Below are 25248 nucleotides of genomic sequence, written 5' to 3' on the forward strand. Positions count from 1 at the left end.
TGATTGAGTGAGTTGTGAGTTAGTGATTTAGTGATTCGAAGATGCATTCTAGTTAATAAAAAAAGAATTCCACTTAAGAATCCAGTTTCCCCAATATTTCAATAAAAACTCACAACTCGCAACTCACTAACTTACAACTACCTAATTCACTCAATCACCAATCACTCAATCACTTTATTATGAATTTCCCTTTCTTTATTGCAAAACGATACTTTTTTGCTAGGAAAAAAACATCTTTTATCTCTTTAATATCGATGATTTCGATGTTAGGAGTGGGTGTTGGAACGATGGCTTTGGTAGTTGTTTTGTCAGTATTTAATGGGCTAGAAGATTTCCAAAGAGGCTTATATAAAAGCTTTGATGCAGATTTGAAAGTTAGTGCTAAAAAAGGAAAATACTTTAGTTGCCCACCAGCACTGTTAAAAAAAATCAGCAAAGTTCAAGGTATAGGAAGCATCACACAGGTAATTGAAGAAAACGTGTTGCTACGTTATCGCAATGCCCAAATGGTAGTAAATTTGAAAGGTGTTGACGAAAGCTTTCTTAAACAAGAACGTTTACAAAAAACGATGATTGATGGTCACGCCATCCTTCAAGATAGTGGTATTGCTTATTCCATTGTAGGGTCGGGGATTGCTGTAAAACTAGGAATAGATATTGATGCGTTCTTTACACCTTTAGAAGTATGGTATCCTAGAAACAAGCAAACTAAAACATTGGATTTTTATGCTACCGACGCTTTTAATAAAATGAATCTGGTACCAGCGGGTGTATTTGCGATTGAACAACAATATGATGACAATTATATTTATGCTCCGCTTTCGTTTGCCCAAAATTTATTTGAACTAGAGAATCAGCGAACGGCTTTAGAAATAAAAGTAGCGAATGAAGAGGAGGTGGCGACTATTCAAGATGCACTAAAGGATGTGTTAGGCAATGAATTTGTCGTGCAGAATCAAGATGAACAACACGCTTCTTTATTAAGGGCTATCAAAATTGAAAAGTTGTTTGTATTCCTAACACTTACTTTTATCATAGGTATCGCTAGTTTTAATATATTTTTCTCCCTGTCGATGTTGGCTATCGAGAAAAAAGAAGATGTAAAAACCTTGTATGCCATGGGAGCAGATGCCAGAATCATACAAAAGATATTTTTATTAGAAGGAGCAATTGTAGCGTTTACAGGTGCCATTGTAGGGTTATTATTAGGCTTCACCCTTTGCTGGTTACAACTAACTTATGGCTTTATTTCAATGGGAATAGTCGGTGCGTTAATAGATGCTTATCCTATTAAAATGGAGGTTTCTGATTTCTTCTTTACGGCTGTGGTGGTAGTAATCATTACGTTATTAGCCTCCTATTTTCCAGCTAAAAGAGCAGCTAGTGTTGAGATTGTGTAGAAGATAAACATCGCTTACTAATCCTTTTATCATTAGCGAGGTACTTAAGTGCCTCGCTAGTGATAAAAGGATTAATAGTTTCTTGCTTTGTTTGACCTTATTTAAGGAAACATTTTGTAAAAACGGCTCTTTCGATAATATAAACCTCAAAATCCTTTTCTATTAGCTGGTGACTTAAGTCACCAGCTAATAGAAAAGGATTTTGTCTAAATAATCTATAATACGGATTAAAATATTAAGCTTCGCTCAATTTCTCGCCTTCCCACTTACTCACTACTACAGTAGCCACAGCATTACCCACAACAGATGTTGCCGAACGACCCATATCCAAGAAAGGATCTACGCCCAAAAGCAATACCAAACCCTCTTGTGGAAGTCCAAAGAGCGTCATGGTGCCCATAATTACCACTAAACTAGCACGTGGCACACCAGCGATACCTTTGCTCGCTAATAATAGCGTTAATAACATGGTTACTTGCTGGTCTAAGTTCAATGGCATGCCGTATGCTTGGGCAATAAAACCTGTTGCAAACGTCATATACATCATCGAGCCATCAAGGTTGAAACTATAGCCTAATGGCAATACAAAACCGATGATTCTTTCGCTGATACCCAAGCCTTTCAACGATTCTATTTGTTTTGGCATCGAAGCCTCAGAACTTGCCGTACTGAATGAAAGTAGAATAGCCTCTTTCATCGCAGCCATCAATCGCCAGTAAGGGATTTTTAATAGGTAGCAAATCAGCCAAAGTACTACAAAAATAAAAAATAGCAATGCACTGAAAAAACAAACAATCAAGTAAGCGTATGATACCAAAACACCTAAACCATTGCGTGCAATAACATTAGTCATTGAAGCAAAAACGGCGAATGGAGCTAATAGCATGATATAACCAACTATTTTAAAAATAGCCTCACCAATCCAGTCTATTCCTTTTGATATTTTTTTTCCATGTTCGCCCATGGTTGCCAAGGCTATTCCAAACACAATTGAAATCATGATGATTCCTAATGTTTTGTTTTCAGCAAATACTTGGAAAATATTGTCGGGGAAAATCTCGAAAAGGAAGTCTCTAAAAGTCTTTAAAGGTTTGGCAGTTACGCCTGTTTCTATCCCTGATGGAGGGAGTTTCCAAGTACCAAATTCACCTGGACGAGTAATATTTACAAAAACTAAACCGACCAGTAATGATAAGATAGTAGCGAAATAAAAGTACGCCAACGTTTTCAAGCCAATTCGACCCACCAAGCGGAAATCACCCAATTTAGCCACGCCCACAGATAAAGTACAGAAAATAAGTGGACCTACAATCAGGTGAATACTTCTTAAAAAGATATCTCCTAATAATTTTATATTCTTGCTGGCTTCATTGATTTGCTCTTCACTCAGCTGAGTGTGCATAATTTGCCCTACAATTATTCCGATGATAAATCCGATGATAATTTTAGTGGTAATGTTTAGCTTCATTTAATATTAAGTTTGTTTGTGTCGAAATGATTAGATTTTAATCCTAAATTTCAATGAAATGTATTTTCTCAAAACGAATTAACACAAAAAATCCACCCTTTGCAAATATAGAGTGGATTTTGCTTTATTGAAAGTAACGTTTATAAATCGGTTTTCTATATAAAAATTGAAGATATAACAGTGGATATACTAAGTAATCCGTCAATAAGTAAGGAGTATTAAAGTCGATATTATCAGTGATTATCGTACCTGTTTGCTGGCTTTCTAGCCTATGTTCATGGTGCCAATATTTCAAAAAGAAAGGAAGGACAGTACCTTGGTCGATAAAATAAATGCTGTGTTCGCTATTTTTTTGTTCGATGATGTTTGAAATCCAATCTTGTTTGAAGAAAATAAAGTTCAATACCAGATGCACTACATCTCCTGTTCGACAGCCATCAAACTGTTTAATAACGACAGGAGGAAAAGGAGGGGCGAGTGCTTTGAATAATTTTAAATCAAAGCCTTCCCAAACACTGAGAAGGTCTTGATTTACGGTTGTCTTAATCTGTATTTTCATGGAGTATTAGCTTAAATAAGCCCTGATTTTCCATGCTATTTTTTCGTGTTCAGCCATTAGCCCCGTTAAAAAATCGCTTGTCGCAGCATCTCCCAACTCATCGGCAGTAGTTTTAATATCCTGTCTTAATACCCTGATAATCGTTTCGTGGTCGTTTAGTAATTCTTGCAACATTACTAAAGCAGAACTTTGTTGATGTTTAGTCTCTAATAGTCTGGTTACAGACAGAAACTCGTGCAAAGAAGCCAACGGAAAATGCCCTAGAGTACGAATACGCTCAGCAATTGCATCAATCTGCTCATCTACGAAATCATACAAGCTCTCAAAAAAAGTATGATATTCAATAAAATTGGGACCAGTTACATTCCAATGATAATTTCTGGTTTTGGTATAAAGTACGTATTCGTCAGCTAATAATGTATTCAGAAGTGTCGAGGTTTTCTGTAAACTCTCAATAGAAATGCCAATGTTTGGGGTCATAAATTTATTTTTTTTACTGATAACTTTCTAATCAACTAATTATATAAACCGCTTTTGAGGTAAATATATGGATAATGGCCGCTAAAATAGCCTTTCCAATATTAATAAAAGCACTTGTAATGAATTCAACCGTACTTTTAACCCCATTAGCCAACCATTGAATCAATGATTTTGTAAAATGGTTATTATCGGTTTTTTCAGGCTCTTTTTTTAAAAGAGTAGCTGTTTGTATAACGTCAAATTGTTGATTATTGTTTCTGAGCGTATCTTGTCTAGTACGGTGTTTTGTATGCATTACCGTAGAATATTCAATCAAACCAAAACCCGATGCTTTGGAAAAAACAAAGAAGGTAAGTATGAAGATGAATAAAGTTTTCATTTTTTCAGTTGAGGTCAAAATAACAATGCAAATTAATATAAGCAATTAAGATTGGTATGTAAAATTAAACATAATTATTGGAATATTCTTCATCCTTAAAGTTATTTCAATATCAAAAATGTATCGTATAAACGATTGAAAACAAAGCTTATAGCAGTATATCCAATACGAGTAGTTCACTAAAACCTATTATGCCAACCTCGTGCCATTCGGCACGTTTCTTTCTACTGCGGCTAATACTACTTCGCCATCTGGCAAAATAAAACCTGTTACCAATACTTCTGAGATAAAATTGGCTACTTGTCTGGGTGGAAAGTTCGTCACGCAAATAACCTGCTTACCTACTAGTTCTTCTTTAGTATATAATTTAGTAAGTTGGGCCGACGATTTTTTAAGACCAATTTCTGGACCTAAATCTATGATTAGTTGATAGGCAGGCTTTTTGGCTTTGGGAAAATCTTTAGCCTCTAAAATAGTTCCTATTTGAAGCTTTACTTTCTCAAAATCTTCCCATGAAATACTTTCAGAGCTATCTATGTTTAACATAAGGTAATAATAATGAGTAAAATTATTTTTTGTAAAACAGGTATTTTTACGCTAAAATCTTCTATAAAAACTCGCTTACTTTGTAACAGTAAATCGTACTTGAAAAAAGGAAAAATTTACGTCAGCCTAAGTATTTCAAAATATTATTCTTTTTTAAAGAGTTTGACTAGCCATTTAATTTATGACAGAGCACGCACCTTTTCAATTAACTAGTGAATCTGGTGAGGTATTTAATCCAAACGATGTTGCGTTTGTGATGTATTCTCAAGTGCTTAATTTACTTTTTGTAAAACTAAATAGTAACATTGCTCGGGAGTCTATACAAATAGGAGTACCCAAAAGAAAGAAAAATCTTCTACAAAACTGGCTTGATTACCACAAAATATACTATCCGCCTGAGGATTTCTTATAAATAAAATTACAATACCTATTATATACTTAATAATCTAACCCGTGCAAATTTTAGTTCCTATACACAAACTTCCCTCTTAACCTTATGGTTCTGTGGTACTACCTTTCGAAAGAAAGTGGTACCACTTTTATTTTTCATAGAATTCAATCGGTAAACCATCTGGGTCGCTGAAAAAAAAGAAGCTCTTTCCTGTAAATTCATCCACTCTGATATTTTCACAATCTACCTTACATCCTGTTAGATAATCGTGTGTTTCCTGAATATTGTTCACCTCAAATGCTAAATGCCTTAATCCACAAGACTCAGGGCGTGATGGACGAGTAGGAGGGTTCGGGAATGAAAATAACTCTATTTGATAAACTCCATTTACTGATAAATCTAATTTATAAGATTCCCTTTCAGCCCTAAATACTTCATTCTCAATATTAAACCCAAGTATTTCAGTATAGAATTTTTTAGAAGTAGGATAGTCCGAGCAAATAATAGCGATGTGATGAATTTTATTGATAGCTAGCATAATCTTCTTTTTTATTTTTACAAAGGTATTGATTGCTACAACATTCTTCAACTATAAAGGCTTATTCTTGACTAGTAATTTGGATAATAGGAAAGCTAATTTTAATAGCCTTCCTATTCAATTCATCTTAACTAATACAAACCCATTTCATCAGCACTTGGTCCATAACACCCTGGAATAGGAATATCCAGCAAACGCAAGAAAACACCTAATTGTGCTCTGTGGTGCACAATTTGACAATAAGCATGGCGGATAGTTTCGCTTTTGGGCGTAGTGCTATAAATAGTATCGCCATTCCTTAAAGTCCAGCTTTCATCTAATTGGTCTTCAGTAGCTGCTAATAAATGAGTTTTGGCATCTTCTAAATTTTTTTCGAATAAATCTAATAGGTCGGCTGTCGTATTAATAGTGGCAGGTTGATAATCGCCCACGCCAAAATCTAATTCACTCGTTGTTAATGCCAATCCCACCCACGATGGTAACTCCGCAATATGAGTTGCCAATCTAAGCACAGTCATACTTTTAGGATGAGGTTGCCAGTTGAATTTATCTGCTGGAACAATCGATAACATTTTACGAGTACTAACCGCTTCTTGGTCTAACTCCTTTAAGAACATTGCAATCATCGTCATTTTGTTAGTTTTTTTGGTTGATGATGCAAAGAAACGGTCTCTCACTGACAACCCTATGTCAGTACTTTTTGAAGAGACATAAATAAAATTAATAATTGACAGGAAGCAGTTTCATATAGTCTGATAGGGGGATATGATCATTTTTTTGAAAGGGCATTTGGGTATCTTTTACAACAATAATTCTAGATACCCTGAAATCTCGATACTCGTTTCTTTTATGACACCAAGCAATCAAATGCCAGTTGAAAGCATAGAAAATTAAGCCTATAGGTTCAGCCCGTCGATTACTGATTTCATCACTATTATTCTTATAGTCAAAGTCGATGATAGTTTTAGTAGAAATAGCTTGTTGCAAAGCTGATAGGTATTCATAGTTTTGCTGTTCACGGTTTGGATGAACCTGAATTTTGATATTATCTGAAAGAAAATCTATCTTATCTTTTTGGGCATTGGGCAACACAGACTTTACTTTATTCAAAGCGTTGGTATAATGTTTTTGTATTGATTTATCAGTAAAACGATATACGATAGATTCCATTAATAAAAGTGCATTGGCTTCATCACTCGTCAGAGAAATAGGAGGGAGGAAGAATCCCTGAACGATAAAATATCCTTTGGTTTGTTCAAAACCTAATGGTATTCCTGATTCATTCAAGGCTTTTAAGTCTCTATAAACCGTACGAATACTAATATGGAATTTTTCTGCAATTTTTTCAGCAGGAGTATATTTTTTGGATTGAAGTAAAGTAAATATGCCAAATAGTCTATCAATACGATTCATAAATGCCGAGGTTGAAAAATAAAATAATAGTGAAAATAAATAGAAAATATTAAGTGGAAATAACGTTAGAATAAATAAAAAAATACCAACAATCAACTTTTTGTTAAAAAAAATAATTCTTGATTAATCTTATATTTTTTTCGATTATACAATTGTTTAAGCGTTCATGATTTAGTATCTTTGTTTTAAATAACACACTAAGATACATTTAATAATATTTTTATTAATCAATTTCAAAAAACCTCGTATATTAACATATGTTAATGTTTCCTATTTTTAATTAGGCTTTTAATGAAATAATTAATCATCATATTATTAAATAAATTTGGACTAAGTAAGTAGAACGATAAATGTTAATTTCTCGACTTTTTAGAGAAATGGTTTTCTGTATAATATGTTTTGTTTTGTGCAATCATAAAACTTTCGCAAATGAAACAATCAACCTGACAAACCTTTCTTCACCCTTCAATATAGCTTCTTCACTGGAGTATTTCGAAACGAGTAATTCAAAACTCAGCTTTCGTGATATTCAAAGTAAACCTTTCTCTGCTTATAAAAAAAATAACATTCATGTTGGTTTTTCAGATGCTACTCAATGGTTTAAAATAAGTTTAGTTTCAGCAAAAACATCTAATTGGGTATTTGAATGTGACAATCCAATAATTGAATATTTTGATGTATTTATCCCCCAACAAAATAATCAATATAAGGTATTCAAAGGAGGCTGTTTTGTAGACAAAGATAAAAGAAGCTATAGCTCATATTACCCCATTATTCATTTTAATTTGTTGGCTAATCAACCCAAAACACTTTTTATTAAAACGACCAGTCAAAGAGCTTTTTATGCAACTTTCCTGATAATGCCCGAACCCGTCTATGAAATTAAAAGATATTCAGACGAACGTAAAGTATGGATTTTAGATGGTGTTCAACTTTTGGGAAACTTACTCATTTCTATTATAGCCTTCTTTTTATTGAAAACTAATACCTATAAGATTTTCGCTGTTTATTCATTCTGTATTTTGTATACGATATTAGCTTACCATGAATCTATCGGAGATTTCTTTACCAACGACCCAATACAATCTACCCTCCTCAACGCACTGCCTTATCGCCTTTTGGCTATCCTAGAAATTATATTGACATGCTGCTTTTTACCGATAAATACTTTATATCCTAAATGGATAAAATGGTATTTGTATGCATTCATCGTTTCAACTTTTATATTGACCCTAGCCATCTATTTTGATTATAACTGGAGGTGGATAAAAATGAATGTATTGAACACGCTGATTGTGGATATATCTATCTTGCTACTTTTTGCTTATGCTTATTACAAAAAGGTAAAATTGGAATGGTACTTTGTGTTGTCATTTATATTTAGCTTCACAGGCTTTATTCTTCTTCAACTTAGGCTTTTACAAGTCATAGATTTTGCTTTTATCAATAGCCTTGTATTTTTTTCAGACCCGATCAAAATTACCTTTTTTATTTTGTTAATCTGTAAAATCTACCTCAGGTCTCAACAATCGGAAGCTGACGCTACAAATATGTTAGAATATCAACCTGAATATCACAACATACCGCTTAATAATGATGACCTTCCTTCGCCGATTACCTATTTCCCCGACCCAAATTTTGAACAAGAGCAATTGTCTATACCCATACAACAAGAACAAAATATTAATCAACAAGACGAAATTTTTCTGCAAAGGATAGAACAAATTATTGAAGCCAATTTGTCAGATAGTGCCTTCAATATTACAGACTTAGCCGATGAACTTAATCTAAGTACTGTACAATTGAGAAGGAAATTAAAAACTTTAACGAATCAGACCACCGTTGAATTTATCAGAAATTACCGCTTAAAAAAGGCAGCAGAACTACTGAAAAATCGTAATAGGAATGTATCCGACGTGGCATTTCAAGTAGGTTTTGAAAGTCTTTCATATTTTACAAAAGTATTTCAAGAGTCTTTCGGAAAATCACCATCTGAATGGTCTAAAAGCTTTAAATAGTACTTTTTTTAGTTCGTAATACCTAAAGAATAGTACTTTTTGGATTTTTTTGTCATAAATGAACAAATTTTTGTCGATTTTAAGTTAACGTTTTCAATATCTAAATTGCAATTTTGTAGTAGTAATAATTATATAATTATGAAAAAATTATACCTTACTAAAAGTAGTCAAGTTGCTCTCACAGAAATTCTATATTTAAAGAGTGATGAAAATTATACAGCTATTTATACGACTAATCAAGAGCGTTTGATTGTCGCGCGTACGCTAAGAGTAATGCAAGAAAGAATAGAAGACGCACAGTCTTTTATTAGAATCAACAACAATTATGTTGTTAATATTTCTTTCATGAATGGTTGGCGGAAAGACGACAAAAAGCTAGTAATTATACTTGACGATGGTCAGGAATTTGTAGTATCCAGAAGAAGAGTTAGTGACTTTAGAGAGGCAATACGAAAATCTCCTAAAGCTTTATTATTGAAGAACAAAACCTCTTTAGAAATATAATATTAACCATTTATTTTAATTTTTTAGTACCTAACACACCCTAAAACCACAGAGTCGTCATGCATGATTCAAGCCTGTTAGTAAAGTATTTCTTTATTAGCAGGCTTTTTTGTGTTTAAGAAAAAATCTTTTAAAGATAGCAGTACACTTACAAATATAAAAAGGGCTATCTCTATAATCTGAGACAGCCCTTCGAGCAGTTAATTTATATAGTTTTTGGTTAAGGAATCCTTATTTAGGGTTTTTGGTAGCTGTCGAGCCTGTTCCAGCAGGGTTATAAGCTAATTCGTTGTCTGGAACATCCCAATAATCTAAGAAGCCATAAGTAATTGTAGCTTTTGTATTAACAACAGCAGCCTTGTCAACTACTACAGCGTTGATTCTCCCAGATTCAAGCACGCCCCAACGTCTAGCATCATAGAAAGACAACCCTCTCCAAGCACACGTAACACGTCTTTCTCTTCTAAACTCTTCTTTTGCAGCATCTAATGATAGACCTGTTCCCGCTACAGCGGCAAGCCCAGCACCTTGTGAATTACGGATTGCGTCAATTATTTTCAAAGCATCCTCTTGTTTGCTTAGATACAAATTAGCTTCTGCTTTCATTAATTCATTTTCTTCATAGTTCCCAGCAATCGCAAGTTCGTATAAACCTTCTGCCTGAGTACCATAAACAACAACACCTGCCATACCTTTACCACCATCTAAGATTGTGTAACGAGTATTAAATGAATTACCACGACCAGCATCACCTACCCATGTAGCAGTTAATGCAAAGTTATTCTGAAAGCGCTTGTCCTCAGGTTTGAACTCCTGTACAAATCTTTCACTCAGCTTATAGGTATTTTGTCCTGCCTTTGCAGCAATAGTTTTAGCCATTACCGAACCTGCTGAGGCTGACATAAAATCGTTGTCACCAGCACCACCAGAACGACTTGTGAAAATCAAGTCAGTAGATCTGATACCATTATTGGCTAAATCAAGAATTGCAGTCCATTGGGTTGCAGTCATTGTTTTTACAGGAGTATTAACCAAAATGTTTCTTGCCTTTAGTGTGTTGATATTACGTATCCACATATCAGGAGCAAGAATACCACCCTTACCTTTTTGGCAAAAATCAGGAATTAATCCACCTAACATAGTTCTATAGTCGGCTGATGCAGTAAGCGTTGCTAATATCGTAGATGCTTTATCAAGGTTTGCATTAGCTTCTTTGATAATATCTTCCTTAGATACATATTGATTATTAGTACTACCTGTTTTGTTATTAATTAAACCAGCATAATACATTGAGCCAATACGAGAATAAGCAAAACCTTTCCACCAATAACACCAAGCTTTTAAAACATTTTTCTTAACCGTTGCATCTCCAGTATAGCTAACCCCTTCGATAAGGTCAAGAATAGCATTACAAGAATTGTTCAATGAATACATGTAGGCCCATTCGAAAACGGTAGAATTGGCACCAGCATTTGAATTAATATTGATTGAACGCAAAAATGTGATTTGTTGATTTGGGCTACTTGGGTTTAATACTTTAGTACCATTATCTAAAGTAACAACATCAGGGCAACCAATTTGGTTAGCAAACTGATTAGCAGCTTCCATTCCTACAACATCTGCCATTATTTCGTGAAATCCGATAGCACCAGCCCAAAAACGACCATTTACACCATCATAATATTTTAAATCACGAAATCCATTGGCATAAATACCTCCTAAACCTAAAGATATAATACCAGATTCTGTTGATGCACTCGAGGGAGTGGGTAAGTTAGGATTTTTTATATCTAGTTGATCTTGACAAGAGGCAAGGGAAAAAATTGTGCAGCTCATCAAAATATATTTCTTTATTCTGTTCATATCTTTTTTGTTTAATTATTTGTTATCTCATGCCTGTAGCCATAAACATCTAATAATATCTTTTGACTATCTGCATAATGAAGTTTGATAACGATTAAATATAAATTACTTGATAATAACCTTCGGATATCTTATTAAAAACCAAAATTAAGTCCAACTTGATATGAACGTAAGTTAGGCATGGTGTTGTGATCTGTACCTCTATCCCAAGCAGAATTGTTTGTTCCTGAACTTACCTCTGGGTCAAAACCTGTATATTTAGTAAATGTCAATAAGTTACGTCCAGAAAGTACTAATTGTAATTTTCTGAAAGCTTTTATATTGAAGGCTTTTGCTAAATCAATACCAATTGAAATATTTCTCAGACGAACAAATGAAGCATCTTCATAGAAGTAATCTTTTGTACCATTTGCTTGGCGTTGTGCATACACACCACGATAGAAGGCCGTCCAAGCACCTGTTTGTCCACCAATAGTAATTGGTTTTTCGTAGTCAGCATGAATACCATCACGATACATCCATTGTTTAGTTTGGTTGTAAATGTGGCTACCATGTACCCAGTCAAATTGGAAACCTAATGTTAAATATCCCTTGAAGGTAAAGTCATTGATAAATGACATATTGAATTTAGGGTTCGGGTCACCAAAACTGTATCTATCCGCAGTAAAATATGGTTGTTTAGTTGCTGTCTCTACTACATAACCATTGCTTGCCACTTCGTATTTACTTTGACTTGCCTCTGGAATTTCAAAAGTGCCATCTGGTTTTTTAGCTTTAACGTCTGTTAAATATTTAAAACCATACAGTTGTCCAATTTTCTCGCCAGCTTTCAATACATAGTTTGTACTACCAGCACTTGAGATAATTACGATTTCACCATTTCCAGAAACTGAGGTAATCTCTGAAGTTTGCTTGCTAAAGTTGATAGTAGTATTCCATACAAAATCATTGCTTTTGTAAGCCATTGCACTGATTTGTGCTTGGATACCATTTGAACCAATACCAAATGCATTTGTTTTAAGCGTACCAGCACCAGTAGAAGGAGCGGCATCAACATTCCAAATAGCACCTTCAGTATTACGTTTCCAATAAGTAGCTGATAAACGGATGTCATTCAAAACATTTACATTTTTAGTTAAGTTTAATGACAAATCAGTACCTATTTCTAATTCTTTAGAAACCTCTACATTCAAATCAGGATTGCTTTGTGCTGTTGGGAAATAGAATGCACCACTTGCACCAATGTTTCTTGTACCCAAAGTTACGTAACGGTCAAATGGTCTTGGTTGAATACCCGCTTCGCCATAAGCCGCTCTGATTTTAAATTCACTAAGCGTATTAGCAATACCACCATCTTTCCAGAAATCCAGAGAAGAGAATCTTACATAAGCATCACCACGAGGGAAGGTAAATGGTTTAGACCCACCACCGAAGGCTGAAGAATAGTCACTTCTGAAACCTCCTGAAATCCCTGCAACTTCACCATATTCAATTCTTTGATTAAGAACATAACCGTAAGTAACGAATGGTTCAGTATAAGTTCCTGCTGGTGCACCTGTTGTTCCTGAAAAACTTAGTGGACGAACCAATGATGATGTTCCTTGAGCAGGCGTAAATGGTGTATACGTAGGTAAGCCTAACTGATAAGTTACATACTGGTCATTGGTTTGTTTACGCCAGTCAAACGCTAATTGAGTAGACGTTGTAATCGGAAGGTTGATATTAAAATCTTTTTTGAAATCTGTACGAATTGTAGCAGTAGCTAAGAAGTTTTGTGCATTCTTTGTAATACCAAAATTATCTATCTCTCCTTTTTTATCCGAACCATAGTTGGCCAAATAATAGTTAGAAGGCAACGCAGCTATATTAGGGTTGGTAGTTTGGTTTGCATAAATGTATATATCTTCATCTCGCTGATAATTTATACCATATTTAGCATCTAGTTCTACAAAATCGTTTAATTGATAGTTTAAGTTCAAATTTTGAATAATGTCAACTTTATTCTCATTATGACTTAAGTATTGCTGATAATAATTAGGGTTAAAACCGTTTACCCCTGCTGCATCACCTACATAAGCTGCATAATCTCCATTTGTTAATTTTTGGTCATAATTTGCAAATGGACGAGTATTATTGATAGAATACAGAATATTTCTATCAGTCGATTTTAAGGTATTTTTTGTATATACTAGCTGTGTGATTGAGCGAAACTTTAATCTTGGCGCTATTTCAGCACCAATATTAGCGGTAAGGTTGGTTCTTTTATAGTCACCATTATTAACCACATTACTTCCTTGATAATTATTAGAAAGCGAGAAGGCAAAATCAAATTTATCTTTGCCACCTGATATGGAAAGGCTGTTGTTAACAGTACTAGCAGGCACAAAGAAAGAAGCAAAGTGATCATAATATTTCAAGTTTGCATTATATGGCTTGTTCATTTGGCTAGTTACATCCAAAGGGTTGTAAATAACGTTACCATTATACAAACCTGTAATAGGGTCTTGAGCCAAAATTGGGTTTCCAGCACCAGCACTCAATACATTGTTGTTAGCATCCGTACCAAAAGCATGCAATTGCGCTTTTCTAACGCCACCAATGTTTAAATAAGAGTTTTCGGAAATACTAGAAGAAAAATCAATGTTTAATTGTCCACTTCTACCTTTTTTAGTAAATAACTGAATTACACCATTGGCACCTTGCGCACCATAAATGCTGGCAGAGGCAGCTCCTTGAACAACCTCGATTCTATCAATTACACTTAAATCAATAGAATTTAAGTCAGTAGAAGCAACCTGAATTCCATCAATCATAATCATAGGCGTAGTACCACGGTTAATGGTATTGATACCTCTCAATACAATATTAGTGGCTGCACCAGGAGTACCATTACTACTTGTAATCTGAGCACCCGCTATTTTACCAACTAAAGCCTGATCAATAGAAGCTGTAGGTGCTTGGGGAAGACTTTTAGAAGAGATAGACTCTACCGCAAAAGCTAATTTCGCTTTATTAGTAGCGACACCAACCCCTGTTACTACAATCTCAGAAAGCTGTCTGATATCAGCAGCCATTTTTACATTTATGACAGATTGACTTCCAATGGTAGCTTCTGTGGAAACCATACCGATAAATGAAAATTGAAGTTTTGTATCACCGCTAGGTACATTAATGGAATAACTACCATCAGCACCAGTCTGAGTACCAACATTGGTGCCTTTTAAGCGTACTGTTACACCTGGAAGACCTGAGCCATCCTCGGCCGAGGTAACTTTACCTGTTACTTTTCTATCTTGAGCATAAGTACTTAAACAACAAGACACTATAACAAGGAAAATAATTAGTAATTTTTTTTTCATGTATTAATTTAGTTAATGTTGAAATTGGCTTAATAATACTTAAGCAATACAATATACAAAATTGTACTATACAAACAAATGAAAAATGAAATTTATATACAATTCACGAATTTTTTCGCAATTTTTAGTATATATAATGAATTAAATTTTTATTAATTTCGACCAGTGAGATGAATATTAAGATAAAAGGTAGTGTTTTAGGGATTTATGAAGTGTAAAAAAGCTTAGATGTACAAAGCGTATAATTGGGTATATATACTTATTATTTTGTATTATTTGAAGATTATAGTTTACGTATAATGATAAAGATGCTACTCCTAAGGGTGGGTCATTAAATATTTCTCAAACAAGGTCGATAGACTAAGCACTTACCACTTTTAAAGAGAGAAAATGACTGAAAATAAAAAAGGCCATTGCAAATATTGCAATGGCCTTTTTACTAAATTATTCAATAATCAATTTATTAATATCCTTCGTTCTGCACCAAACTTGAATTGGCATCAGTTTCTCTCATCGGAATTGGGAAAATCAACTTCGGAGAGTTATAAGGATATGACTTTGTTTCATTTCCGAAGTTTTTCGTGAATGTCTGTTTGTTACGTTTGATATCGTGAATCCAGTGTCCTTCAAAAGCTAGCTCGAATCTTCTTTCTTTTAAGATAGTAGCAAGGTTAACAGAAGCGTAAGGATTTGCATTCGCACGTGTTCTTAGTCTGTTAATATCAGTTAATGCACTTGCGCCTACTGGAGTACCACCTACACGGAAGTTTCCTTCAGCACGTGTCAAATACATTTCAGCCAAACGAATCAATGGAATATTTGCAATTTGAACAGCCCATTTAGCCGTAAAAATATCACCTGCATCATAGAAGAAATCACCTCTATCATCAGGAATATCATAGCTATTATAGTGCTGAGGATTAATGATAATATCACCACGACCACCCTGAGATGCAGAAGCAAAGAATGTATTGAATGAGTTATCGTTATCTTGATCAGTTTGTTGAGCAGCAAAAATATCTTCAGATGAGTTTGAAGAGTTATTGAAAGCTTCGAAAAAAGTTGCTGTTAAACTATAAACGTTAGAAGCGATTACCCTGTTAGCAGCTTGACGAGCGCCTTCATAATTTCCTTGCATCAAATAAACTCTTGATAACAATGCAGCAGCAGTATATTTACCAATGAAAAAGCCATTTCTAGCAGGTAAAAGAGACTCAGCACTAGTCAAATCGGCAATAATCTGTAAATATACTTCTTCAACAGTATTTCTTTTTGCAAAGCTAGCCGTTGTAATTTCCAAAGTTGGTGTTGTAATAACAGCTACTCCTAAGTTAGTTTTAGGGTCGCCGTCCTGATATGTCTTAGCATATACTTTTACCAATTCAAAAAGCATCCAAGCTCTGATTACTTTTGCTTCACCTTCTACGGTTTGTTTTTTTGCAGCACTTACTACGCCTAAGTTTGCTAATACGGTATTCGCAATATTAATGGTGCGGTAAGTATCCAACCATGTAGTAGCGGCCTGTCCGTTATCTTTCAATAAGTTTTTACCAAAGATTTGCGCAGGAGCAGCAAAAGTACCTTGCCACTGAATATCGCCATTATCAGCAATTAATTCAGCATCTCTTTGTGGATTACCTCCAAGTACGTCGGCATCAACCATTGAATCGTAGGCACCAATCAAAATAGCTTCAACGTCAGCAGATGTTTGCACAGCCGAAGAGGCATCGATACTATTGACAGGCTTAACTTCAAGTTTATTTTCACAGCCCATTAGCGCAATGCCAAGTGCTATTGAATATATTATTTTATAATTTATTTTCATTTTTATATCCTTTTGTTGTTTGTAATTTATGAGACTATGCTCGTAATAGCTGACTCATAATTTCTAAAAAATAACAATCTTAGAAGCCAAGGTTTAAACCAACAGTTATTGTCTTAGGTTGCGGAGCAGCATAAAAATCGTTTCCAGCTGCTACACCAGTCAAATAATCTGTATTAACTTCTGGATCCCAACCTGTGTATTTGGTGAAAGTTAATAAGTTGTTGGCAGTTGCGTAAACTCTTAATTTTGATAATTTTAGTTTGTTTACAATTGCCTTAGGGAAAGTATAACCTAGTGTTACTGTTTTTAAACGAGTATAGCTAGCATCTTGTAAATAACGAGATGATTCAGCAGTACCATTGGCAACATCTGGTAAATAACGTGCCTGAGGAACCATAGTGATATCACCTGGTTTTTTCCAACGGTTCAACTGGTCGATTGTTTGGTTATCATAAAACTCGCCATTAGCCGACATGAATTTACCAGCACCATTGTAAACGTCATTGCCATACACACCTTGGAATGTGAAGCTTAAATCAGCACCTTTGTAAGAAAATTCGTTCGTAATACCACCAATCCATTTCGGGTTTGGATTACCAATTACAGTATATTGTGCTTCGTTAACATCATTCGTTACACTTCTGTCAATAGTGCCGTCTGCTTTAGTTGAGTTTTTGTAATAAATAGCATCACCATTAGCAGGGTCAACACCAGCGTATTCTGGACCGAAGAAAACACCTAATGGTTGGCCTTCAACTGCACGGTTCAAATAACCACCAGTAATGACTTGTCCTTGAAGATTCAAGATTTTGTTTTTGTTGGTAGCAGCATTTACCGATGCTTTCCATTTCAAATCGCCAAAGCTATTGTCTGTTCTCAATACAAATTCCCATCCTTTGTTTTCTAATTCACCAACGTTTTTCAATAAAGTAGCGAAACCACTTGTTCCTGGTACGTTTACGTTCAATAATAAGTCAGAAGTATGTTTGCTATAATAATCAACTTCAGCAGATATTCTGTTATTGAAGAAACCAATTTCTACACCAATGTCTGTCTGAGCTGTTTTTTCCCATTTCAAATCAGGGTTAGCCAATTGTGTAGCTCTTTGACCTGGAATACCTACATAACCAAAAGCAGCAGAATATAGACCTAATGAAGCATTGTTCGAAATCTCGGCATTACCCGTTAAACCATAACTACCTCTTAATTTCAAATAACTGATTTGACGAATATCTTTCAAGAATTCTTCTTCAGATAAAATCCAACCAGCAGAAGCAGCAGGGAAGAAACCATAACGGTTGTTTGCACCAAAACGTGAAGATGCATCGGCTCTACCACTGAAACTCAACAAGTACTTGTTATCAAATTTGTAGTTAACTCTACCAAAGTAAGATAAAAACGAATAGAATGTTTCAGATGAATTAGCATCTGCTTTAGTAGCACCCGATGAAAGCATTTTGTACGAATTACTTGGGAAACTTCTAGCAGTAGCATCAATATAATTTCTTTTTGATTGTTGGTAACTCATACCAGCCAATGCTTGGAAATCATGTTTCTGAGCAAACACTTTATTGAATGAGAAGAAGTTGTTAGTACTGTAGTTAAATACTAATGTATTTGTTTTATAAGCTTCTCCTTGCGTAGCAGTTGTATTATTACGAGCCGTCTCTTTACCATAATATTGGTCTTCAGCTTGGAATAACATATCATAACCATATTCAGTTCTGAAAGACAACGCAGGTAAAATATTCCACTGGCCATATACATTACCAATACTACGATATACCTCTGTGTTGTTATCAGTATATTTGATACTCAACAATGGGTTATAATACTGCGTAATTACAGCACCGTTATAGCTATCTGTATAGTCGCCTGTACGTGGGTCAATTACTGGTGAAAGTGGTGCTAAAGCAATAATTTGCATTGGCGTAGAAAATGCATTATCATTTGATAAACGAACGTTGAATGAACGAGCCAAACTAGCATTCAAACCAATAGAAATTTTATCAGAAGCTTTGTGGTCTAAGTTCAAACGAGTACTAAGACGTTCGAAGCTGTTTTTTACGATAATACCTTCTTGTTTACTATATGAACCAGAAGCATAAAATTTAGTTTTGTCGTTACCACCACTTACGTTGATATCAAACTGATTTACATTACCTTTTCTAAGTACTTGGTCTTCCCAGTTAGTGCTAGTATAATTAGGAGAAGTTGGGTCATTCCATCTTGCTCTTTCACCTAACGCATAACGGTCAAAACGAGTTTGTCCACCTGCAACATTGTAACCAGCATTAACACGTGCTTCAGTAAATAACTCTACATACTGTGCAGTATTTAAGAACTGACGGTGACCTGTAGCCTCGCTGATACCAGAGAAGTAATTGATATTGAAGTTAGTTTTACCAGCCTTACCTTTTTTAGTTGTTAAAATCACAACACCGTTTGAACCTCTAGAACCGTAGATTGCAGCAGCAGAAGCATCTTTCAAAATCTCGATAGACTCTACATCATTAAAGTTAATGTCTGCAATAGGGTTAGTAGGCCCACCAGTCGTAGATTGATCCGTTGAAGTAATAGGAATACCATCAACAATATAAAGAGGGTTATTACCCGCAGAAACAGAAGAAGAACCTCTGATTCTCATTTTGATACCTTGACCTAACTTACCATTTCCAGATTCAACAAAAACACCCGCTGCTCTACCTTGAATAGCCTGCTCAGCAGAAATTACTGGTAGATTTTCAATTGATTTTGCACTAATCTGAGCAACGTTACCCGTTAAATTTGTTTTCTTCTGTGTACCATAACCAACCACAACTACCTCTTCTAAAGACTTAGCATCTTCTACCAATTGTACATCAATGATAGATTTGCTCCCAATTGTCACTTCTTGTGAAGTAAAACCAACAAAACTAAAAACTACTGTTTTTTGATTGTTTGAAACGTTCAAAGAGTAACTACCACTTGCATCTGTTTGTGTACCTTTAGAAACACCTTTTACTTGAACTGTTACACCAGGTAGAGCAGAGCCATCGCCTGCTGCGGTTACCTTTCCTGTAATACGACGATCCTGAGCAATCATACTCAATGAACATCCAAAAAACAGAAGTAGATTGATAAATAATAAACGTTTGTTCATGAAATATTGGGGTTAATTGATAAAAAAAATAGTTTGCAATTTGTACTTTTTAATGTAATTGATTTTTTAAATGCTGTTTTTTTATAAAAATTTCAACCATTTTGAAATATTATTTTTGTAGAATATTGAAAAATGGATTGAAAAATATAGCTGAAAAATGTATTTTTTTTATAAAAATGAAAATTTATGTTATTAAATCAATCACTTTTTGTGAAAAAAGTAAAATTTATGAATTTAGTCGTTTAATTTGAATAGCAGATGGGAGACTTTTGCTAAGTTAAAAACACTTTTGTAAAATATCAATATAAAATCAAATAAAAAAATAAAACTTGCACTATTTTTATATTAAATTATCTTAAAGTATATTTTCAGGAAGAGATAAGGATTTTGCAAATTCATAACCTACTTTGAAGATATTACTAGCTTTACGGATATCCTGAGGGTCAAAGTTTTTAAGAAGGGGAGGTTCTATGAGGAAATTACATAATCCTAGCCTGCTTTTAGAATTGTTGTTGATGGCTAAGAAAAGTGATTTTTGAACCATTGAGGCCATTGATTTTGGTATTTGATTCATGCCATAAGGATTGCAATGACTACCAATAATATAATCGTATTTACCTATTAATGGTTCTATAGGCATGTTGTTTAAAATACCTCCATCTAACAAGGTTTGATTATTCATCACGATGGGCTCGAAAAGTCCTGGAATACAACACGACGCCATGATGGGTTTTAATAATTCGCCTGAGGAAAAATAAATGGTTTCGCCAGCATACAAATTAGTAGCATTGATGGTAAGGGGAATTTTCAGGTGTTCAAATGAATTATGAGGAATATATTTTAAATAAGCTTCTTCAGCACGTTTCATATTTAACAAGCCTACGCGGCTCCAAGCAGGGCGTAACGCACGCAAAGTATTGGTTGAAACTACTATTTCATAAATCTTATCGGGTGAATATCCTGCACAAAACATTGCCCCTGCAATAGCCCCTGCACTACAGCCAGAAATACCCGAAATTTCAATGTTTTTTTCTTGTAGGGCTTTTAGTATGCCAAGATGAGCAATACCTCTGGCTCCACCACCCGAAAGGACTAGACCGATTTTCATAGTGTTAGGTTGTTTTTCAGCAATACTGATTGTAATCCGTTCGTGTAAAATACTGCTCAAAGTAAACAACTTCTTATAAATTGCAAAGCTTATTGAAACAAAATCATATTAAGAATGAAATTACATACCATAGATGCAGGTTTTTTTAAGCTAGATGGCGGAGCAATGTTTGGGGTAGTGCCGAAATCTTTTTGGCAAAAAACAAATCATGCCGACGAAAATAATCTTTGTTCATGGGCAATGCGATGTTTGTTGATAGAGGACGGCAAAAAGCTTATTCTGATTGATACAGGCATGGGCGAAAAGCAGGATGCTAAATGGCAAAGTTATTATTACCGCCATGGCGAGGGCGATTTGGTGAAGTCTATCCGAGCCAAAGGGTATTCAGAAAATGATGTGACTGATGTCATACTGAGCCATCTGCATTTTGACCATTGCGGAGGTGCCGTAAAATGGAATGCTGATAGGACTCATTTTGAGTTGACTTTCAAGAACGCTCGCTATTGGACTCACTCCGAACACTTTGAGTCGGCTATGAACCCTAATCCTCGAGAGAAAGCTACTTTTTTTAAAGAAAATATTTTGCCTATTCATCAAGCCGAACAACTGTTTTTTACAGATAAAACCATAGAAAAACCCTTTGATAATATAGCAATATTAACTGCCGACGGGCATACCGAGAAGATGTTGATGCCCTTAATAACTTATCAGGACAAAAAGATATTGTTTATAGCAGATACCATTCCTTCATCATCGCATATACCAGTGCCTTATGTGATGGGTTATGACGTTAGACCACTACAAACAATGGAAGAAAAAAGTACTTTATTAAGTAAAGCTGTAGAAAATAATTGGATTTTATTTTTTGATCATGACCCTCTCTATGACTGTGCTAGTATAAAAATGACTGAAAAAGGCTTTAAACCAGCGCATCTCGGCAGATTAGATACTTTTATTTGATTTCTATTTAGCCACGGCGAAATAATTTTGTTGCATCAGTTTTCGTTATTAACTTTAAGAATTATAAAAATAAGTTTATTTATATTATTTCTCATTCAAACAAAATATCTCTTGAATCATGGGCGAATCGTTCAGGGGTATTTTAAAATTTAAGATTGATTCGTTCCTACAATAACAGATGAAATTAAAGAATATCTTACTTTGCTCAAGCGTAGTTTTGACTCCATTTTTAGTAAATGCACAAACTAAACCAGCTGCTAAAAAAGTTGCTGTAAAACCTAAAACAACTTCAGTTATACCAGCTCACACCACGGCGCACTCAGTTTCTTTGGCTTCATTAAAAGACTCAGCTAGTTATGGACTAGGAATTTTGGTGGCACAAAATTTTAAGATGCAAAACATAGAAATTAATGCAGAGCTTTTACAAAAAGGCTTCAATGAAGTAATGAAAGGAGCGCCTACGCCAATTACGGATATGCAGGCAAACCAGTTGCTTCAAAAATATATGCAAAAAGAGCAGTCTAAACAATTTGAACCAAACAGATTGGCTGGTGAAAAGTTTTTGGCTGACAACAAAAAGAAAGACGGAATCGTTACGTTAGCGAGTGGTTTACAGTATCAGATTTTGAAAAAAGGTGATGGCCCAATTCCAACAGCGAGTGATAAAGTAAAAACACATTATCATGGAACATTGATTGATGGAACGGTGTTTGATAGTTCAGTAGATAGAGGTGAACCAATTTCGTTTCCAGTGACTGGCGTAATTCAAGGATGGGTAGAAGCCCTTCAATTGATGCCAGTAGGCTCTAAATGGAGATTGTTTATTCCTTATGATTTAGCATACGGTACTCATGGTAGTGGCCCGACAATTAAGCCATATTCTGCTTTGGTTTTTGAAGTAGAATTGTTGGGTATTGAAAAATAGACTAATGAAAAATAAGATGATGAAATACTTTCTTGCTCTTGTGCCAATTTCGCTCCTTGCGTTTTTTGGCTTACAGTCCTTCTCGCACAATAATGGTAGCCTTTCGGGGGCTGATTATAAATTTGCGGCTGATGATTTACAACCGACTGCTACTCAAAAGAAAGTCGAAAACTTAGTGGCTGAAATCCTAAGTAATTATCATTATCGTCGTGTGCCTTTGAATGACTCTCTTTCTTCTAAAATCTTCGATAATTATATCAAAGAGCTGGATTTCAATAAAATGAATTTCACTGCGAGTGATATTGATGGTTTTGAGAAATTCCGTTATCAACTAGATGACCAATTGAAAAATGGTGAATTGACGGCTGCTTACCAAATCTATAATGTGTTTAGAAACAGGGCAAAAGAACGTTTTACGTTTGTGGCGTCTATGTTATCAAAACCTGTGGATTTTAAGGCTGACGAAACTTATACTCCCGACCGTGAAAAAGCTACTTGGGCAAAGTCTAACGAAGAATTAGATAATATCTGGAGAAAAGCAGTTAAAAGTACTTTGCTAGACTGGAAAATTAGCGGTAAGGCAGATACTTCGGCCATTAAGGATTTAAGAGAACGTTATAAGCGTACGGAGAAATACTTTGACAAGACGAAGAGTGAGGATGTATTTCAACAGTTTATGAATTCGTTTACCGAAAGTGTAGACCCACACACCACTTACTTTATTCCTAAAACGGCTTCTACTTTCAACCAAGAAATGGCTCAGTCGTTTGAAGGAATCGGAGCAACCCTTAGAAACGAAGGCGATTATGTAATGATTGTTGATTGTATCGTAGGAGGACCCGCTTTTAGAAGTAAATTGCTCAACCCGAAAGATAGAATTGTGGCAGTGGCTCAGGGCGACGATAAGCCTTATCAAGATATTGTAGGTTGGTTTACTGATGATGCCGTTAAGCTTATTAAAGGGCCTAAAAACACCGTAGTACGTTTAAAGATTTTGCCAGGCGATGCTCCGATAGGTTCAGTGCCTAAAGAAGTACGTTTGGTACGTGAAAAAATTAAACTGGAAGACGGAACTGCTAAGAAAGAAGTATTAAACTTCAATCGTGATGGTAGAGAGTTCAAATTGGGTTTAATCACTATTCCACTTTTCTATCGTGATGCAGAAGGTGCTAGAAATGGCGAACAAGGGTATAAGAGCACGACAGCCGATGTGAAAAGATTCTTAAATGAATTCAAAGCTGATAAAGTTGATGGTGTAATTGTTGACCTTAGAAATAACGGTGGAGGTTTCTTGAACGAAGCTGTAAGTTTAACAGGGTTATTTATTTCACAAGGACCAGTGGTACAACGCCGTCAGTCGGATGGAGAAATCAGTGTAGAAAACGATAGAGACCCATCTATTACTTATGATGGACCATTAACAGTACTAGTTAACCGTTTCTCTGCTTCTGCTTCTGAAATCTTCGCAGGTGCTATTCAAGATTACAAACGTGGTTTGGTAATTGGCGAGCAAACTTATGGAAAAGGAACAGTACAGAGTTTGGTAGACTTAGACCGTTTCTTGAAAGGTGAGCCAGAAGGAGTAGGGCAGTTGAAAATAACGATGGAGAAGTTTTATCGTGTAACGGGTAGCAGTACACAGCACAAAGGAGTAACACCTGATATCGAGTTGCCTTCTTCTTTCAGTGCATCTGAATTTGGAGAAAGTTCTCAGCCAAGTGCTTTGCCTTGGGATATGATAGCTTCAACTAAATATTCGCCTACGACTGATATCACAGACCAAACTGTGGTGAAATTGAGAACCTTGTATCAAGATAGACTAAAAACGGATGCTGATTTGAAAAAATTAGTAGCTGATATTAACTATATCAAAAAGGCTAAAGAAAAGAAAACCATCTCTTTACAAGAAGACAAGCGTCGTAAAGAAATAGATGAGCAAAAGAAGAAAAATTTGGCTGATTTGGGTGAAGAATTGACAGGAGCTACTGAAAAAGAACCTGAAAAGACTCCGACTGATTCAACTAGCATTGCTCAAGCAAAATTGAAAATTCTGAAAGACAGAAGAAGTAAAGATACTTATCTGAAAGAAAGCGAAAGAATCATCACAGATTTAATCTTGGTGAATCCAGCGACACCTCAGATAAAGCTTAGTAATGTAGAGAAGAAGAAATAGATAAGTAGCTGTAAGCATTAAGCTATAGGCTATAAGCCAAGTCAATAAAAAAGTCTTTAGGAATTTTCCTAAAGACTTTTTTATTGACTTTTGAGTAATGAATTAAAATTAAACAATATAATACAAATGAGTAATTTATAAGCGACTCACCACCGCAGTTAAAATGTATTAATCACTAAACCACTCATTTATTAAAT

General features: G+C 35.0%; 20 protein-coding genes. 7 read left to right on the forward strand and 13 right to left on the reverse strand.

Annotated elements, in window-relative coordinates; all coding sequences use genetic code 11:
• The first annotated feature begins 179 nt into the window (after positions 1–179).
• Complete coding sequence (locus AC07N0_RS13540; protein ID WP_492803214.1) at positions 180–1400, forward strand: ABC transporter permease; 1221 nt, start codon at positions 180–182, stop codon at positions 1398–1400.
• Positions 1401–1635: 235 nt separating this feature from the next.
• Here the strand turns inward: AC07N0_RS13540 and AC07N0_RS13545 are convergent, their stop codons facing one another.
• From AC07N0_RS13545 to AC07N0_RS13565, 5 genes are all read right to left on the reverse strand, one after another.
• Positions 1636–2868 (reverse strand): dicarboxylate/amino acid:cation symporter, encoded by a 1233-nt coding sequence (locus AC07N0_RS13545; RefSeq protein ID WP_494589597.1) that lies wholly within the window; start codon positions 2866–2868, stop codon positions 1636–1638.
• Between the two features lie 124 nt (positions 2869–2992).
• Entirely contained in the window at positions 2993–3427 is a 435-nt protein-coding gene (locus AC07N0_RS13550; RefSeq protein WP_494589598.1) for an SRPBCC family protein, read from the reverse strand.
• Between the two features lie 6 nt (positions 3428–3433).
• Positions 3434–3907: a Dps family protein gene (locus tag AC07N0_RS13555; protein ID WP_492803219.1), complete on the reverse strand. Its 474-nt coding sequence runs from the start codon at positions 3905–3907 to the stop codon at positions 3434–3436.
• 31 nt (positions 3908–3938) lie between these two features.
• Positions 3939–4286 carry a hypothetical protein gene (locus AC07N0_RS13560; RefSeq protein WP_492803221.1) on the reverse strand — a complete coding sequence of 116 codons (348 nt, stop codon included), beginning with the start codon at positions 4284–4286 and terminating at the stop codon, positions 3939–3941.
• A gap of 189 nt (positions 4287–4475) precedes the next feature.
• Positions 4476–4832 carry a tRNA-binding protein gene (locus tag AC07N0_RS13565; protein WP_494589599.1) on the reverse strand — a complete coding sequence of 119 codons (357 nt, stop codon included), beginning with the start codon at positions 4830–4832 and terminating at the stop codon, positions 4476–4478.
• A 181-nt stretch (positions 4833–5013) separates the two neighbouring features.
• Here AC07N0_RS13565 and AC07N0_RS13570 point away from each other — a divergent pair, with 181 nt between their 5' ends.
• A complete protein-coding gene (locus AC07N0_RS13570) occupies positions 5014–5244 on the forward strand; it encodes a hypothetical protein (protein ID WP_494589600.1) in 231 nt (76 codons plus the stop codon).
• A 127-nt stretch (positions 5245–5371) separates the two neighbouring features.
• Here the strand turns inward: AC07N0_RS13570 and gloA2 are convergent, their stop codons facing one another.
• The 3 genes from gloA2 to AC07N0_RS13585 all read right to left on the reverse strand — a co-directional run bounded on the left by gloA2 (position 5372) and on the right by AC07N0_RS13585 (position 7174).
• Positions 5372–5761, reverse strand: a complete 390-nt coding sequence (gloA2, locus tag AC07N0_RS13575; protein ID WP_494589601.1) for an SMU1112c/YaeR family gloxylase I-like metalloprotein — start codon at positions 5759–5761, stop codon at positions 5372–5374.
• Between the two features lie 131 nt (positions 5762–5892).
• A complete protein-coding gene (locus AC07N0_RS13580) occupies positions 5893–6393 on the reverse strand; it encodes a DinB family protein (RefSeq protein ID WP_492803228.1) in 501 nt (166 codons plus the stop codon).
• Positions 6394–6481: 88 nt separating this feature from the next.
• A complete protein-coding gene (locus tag AC07N0_RS13585; protein WP_494589602.1) occupies positions 6482–7174 on the reverse strand; it encodes a helix-turn-helix transcriptional regulator in 693 nt (230 codons plus the stop codon).
• A gap of 404 nt (positions 7175–7578) precedes the next feature.
• On the opposite strand from AC07N0_RS13585, the gene AC07N0_RS13590 reads away from it, so the two are divergent.
• Complete coding sequence (locus tag AC07N0_RS13590) at positions 7579–9192, forward strand: helix-turn-helix domain-containing protein (protein ID WP_494589603.1); 1614 nt, start codon at positions 7579–7581, stop codon at positions 9190–9192.
• A 138-nt stretch (positions 9193–9330) separates the two neighbouring features.
• Positions 9331–9696 carry a LytR/AlgR family response regulator transcription factor gene (locus tag AC07N0_RS13595; RefSeq protein ID WP_494589604.1) on the forward strand — a complete coding sequence of 122 codons (366 nt, stop codon included), beginning with the start codon at positions 9331–9333 and terminating at the stop codon, positions 9694–9696.
• 231 nt (positions 9697–9927) lie between these two features.
• On the opposite strand, the gene AC07N0_RS13600 is transcribed toward AC07N0_RS13595, so the two are convergent.
• The 5 genes from AC07N0_RS13600 to AC07N0_RS13620 all read right to left on the reverse strand — a co-directional run bounded on the left by AC07N0_RS13600 (position 9928) and on the right by AC07N0_RS13620 (position 20993).
• Entirely contained in the window at positions 9928–11559 is a 1632-nt protein-coding gene (locus AC07N0_RS13600) for a RagB/SusD family nutrient uptake outer membrane protein (protein WP_494589605.1), read from the reverse strand.
• Between the two features lie 134 nt (positions 11560–11693).
• Entirely contained in the window at positions 11694–14918 is a 3225-nt protein-coding gene (locus AC07N0_RS13605; protein ID WP_494589606.1) for a SusC/RagA family TonB-linked outer membrane protein, read from the reverse strand.
• Positions 14919–15381: 463 nt separating this feature from the next.
• Positions 15382–16743: a RagB/SusD family nutrient uptake outer membrane protein gene (locus tag AC07N0_RS13610; RefSeq protein WP_494589607.1), complete on the reverse strand. Its 1362-nt coding sequence runs from the start codon at positions 16741–16743 to the stop codon at positions 15382–15384.
• Between the two features lie 79 nt (positions 16744–16822).
• Positions 16823–19885: a SusC/RagA family TonB-linked outer membrane protein gene (locus AC07N0_RS13615; RefSeq protein WP_492803235.1), complete on the reverse strand. Its 3063-nt coding sequence runs from the start codon at positions 19883–19885 to the stop codon at positions 16823–16825.
• A gap of 355 nt (positions 19886–20240) precedes the next feature.
• Positions 20241–20993, reverse strand: a complete 753-nt coding sequence (locus tag AC07N0_RS13620; RefSeq protein WP_492803237.1) for a patatin-like phospholipase family protein — start codon at positions 20991–20993, stop codon at positions 20241–20243.
• Positions 20994–21107: 114 nt separating this feature from the next.
• On the opposite strand from AC07N0_RS13620, the gene AC07N0_RS13625 reads away from it, so the two are divergent.
• The 3 genes from AC07N0_RS13625 (at position 21108) to AC07N0_RS13635 (ending at position 25051) form a co-directional block, all read left to right on the forward strand.
• Positions 21108–21953, forward strand: coding sequence for an MBL fold metallo-hydrolase (locus AC07N0_RS13625; protein WP_494589608.1), 846 nt, complete (start codon positions 21108–21110; stop codon positions 21951–21953).
• A gap of 178 nt (positions 21954–22131) precedes the next feature.
• Complete coding sequence (gene bamJ, locus AC07N0_RS13630; RefSeq protein WP_492803241.1) at positions 22132–22878, forward strand: BamJ family beta-barrel-assembly machinery protein; 747 nt, start codon at positions 22132–22134, stop codon at positions 22876–22878.
• A 4-nt stretch (positions 22879–22882) separates the two neighbouring features.
• Entirely contained in the window at positions 22883–25051 is a 2169-nt protein-coding gene (locus tag AC07N0_RS13635; protein ID WP_494589609.1) for a carboxy terminal-processing peptidase, read from the forward strand.
• Positions 25052–25248: the final 197 nt, after the last annotated feature.

It is taken from the genome of Arcicella sp. GW821-FHT09D11 (assembly GCF_059416265.1).